This window comes from Prescottella defluvii (assembly GCF_000738775.1).
Classification (GTDB): domain Bacteria; phylum Actinomycetota; class Actinomycetes; order Mycobacteriales; family Mycobacteriaceae; genus Prescottella; species Prescottella defluvii.
Genome location: NZ_JPOC01000097.1, coordinates 1 through 1,726, shown reverse-complemented (window position 1 = coordinate 1,726; position 1,726 = coordinate 1). Strand labels below are relative to the sequence as shown.

The window sequence follows — 1,726 nt, the reverse complement described above, 5'->3', positions numbered from 1 at the left end:
ACGCGGCGGGCGAGGACGAACGCGCCGACGACCTGCACCGCTTCTGGTACGACCACGTGAGTTTGCTGATCGCCGAAGCCCGGCCCGACATGGACTCGGACGGGGCAGCCGTCCTGCTGCTCGGAATGATCGGTGGGGCCTCGCGTCCGCTCGCCGCCGGCGGTGCCCGCGCCGAACGGATCGTCGACTCGATCGAAGCCGTCGCACGCTCGATAGTCGGCGACCGGGCATGATGGTGTGACGTAGGCATCACAGGCTGGAGGCCCACATGGGCCAAAGGCCCCCGCGCCGCGCCGCCCCGTCCGCTTCTGCACGACGCCGACCGGCGCGCGGATCGCCTACGCCTGCACAGGACGGGGACGAGCGCTTCTGCTTCCCGCCGGTTGGATCAGCCACCTGGAACTGCTCTGGCACGACCCGGCCTACCGTGACTTCGTCACGCCGCTGTCGGCGATCCGCACCGTGGTGGAGTACGACCGGCCCGGCTGCGGGCTGTCCGATCCCTGGCCGGGGGCGCAGGGATTGGACACCGATGTGGTGGTGCTCCAGGCCCTCGCCGACCACCTGGACCTCGAACGATTCGACCTGCTGGGCATTTCCGTGGGCGCGCCGGTGTCGATCGCGTTCGCGGCGCGGTTCCCACCGCGGGTCGACCGGCTGATCCTCTACGGCGGATACGCCGACGGCTCACTCGTCGCCGCACCGGAGGTCCGCACCGCGATGCTGGGCCTGGTCCGGGCGCACTGGGGGCTGGGGTCGGAGCTGTTGGCCGACATCTTCCTGCCGGACGGCACTGCGGCGACCAAGGCGCTCTTCGCCCGGCTGCAGCGGGAGGCGACATCGCCCGAACTCGCCGTCGACCTGCTCGCGCAGTGCTACGAGATCGACGTGAGCGATCTCCTCGACCGGGTCGCCGCTCCGACGCGGGGACCGCGCGATTCCCTACGGCGCGGGCCGCGAGCTGGCTGCACGGATCCCCGGCGCGCGGCTGGTCTCACTGCCCGGCAGCAGCCATTTCCCGTTCGTGGGCGACGCGGCCGCCGTCGTCCGGGCGATCCTGGAGTTCCTAGGGAACGGCTCCTCCGGGTTGCAGGCGGAGCGGCCGGCCCCGCCGTCGGGCGAGTTGACCGCGCGGCAGCTGCAGGTGGCGGCGCTCGTCGCCGAAGGCCTGACCAATCGGCAGATCGCCCGGCGGCTGGGCATCGAGGAGCGCTCCGCCGAGGGTCACGTCGAGCGCATCCGGCTCCGCCTCGGCGTCACCTCCCGAGCCCAGGTCGCCGCGTGGTGGGGCCGACGCGTCGCCCCTGGCTCGGCGACCGACCTCGAGGTACCGGATTGAGGTACCGGCTGGGGTGATTCCCGCCTATCCGCCGCCGCGGCTCTCCGCGAGGCTCGTAGTCACATCGACCGCGAACCCGGAAAGGAGCGCCCGCGATGGACGCCACCCCCGACGTACTCTCTCGCGACCAGAGGGAGACTGCGCCAGATACGTTTCGGCCCAACCTGTTCCGCGGGCCGTTCAATGCTTTGTTCTTCACCACGCTCGACCGGTACCTCGATCACCTGCTGCGGCCCCACAAACGATCCCTCTTCGGCGACCTGCCCCGCACCGTCGTCGAGCTGGGGCCCGGCGTGGGCGCCAACCTGCGCTACCTCCGTCCCGGCACCCGGCTGATCGCCGTCGAACCGAACCCGGCGATGCACGATCGCCTCCGCGCGCGAGCCG

1 protein-coding gene and 3 pseudogenes are annotated in these 1,726 nt (G+C 71.6%); all 4 read left to right on the top strand.

The features are described from left to right. Window positions 1-233 (top strand): annotated as a pseudogene (locus IJ15_RS26510) (hypothetical protein); the annotation flags it as partial. A gap of 229 nt (window positions 234-462) precedes the next feature. Continuing rightward, a pseudogene (locus IJ15_RS27015) lies at window positions 463-735 on the top strand (alpha/beta fold hydrolase); the annotation flags it as partial. Between the two features lie 289 nt (window positions 736-1,024). Continuing rightward, entirely contained in the window at window positions 1,025-1,339 is a 315-nt protein-coding gene (locus IJ15_RS26815; protein WP_231569645.1) for a response regulator transcription factor, read from the top strand. 95 nt (window positions 1,340-1,434) lie between these two features. Further along, window positions 1,435-1,726, top strand: a pseudogene (locus tag IJ15_RS0123745) (class I SAM-dependent methyltransferase); the annotation flags it as partial.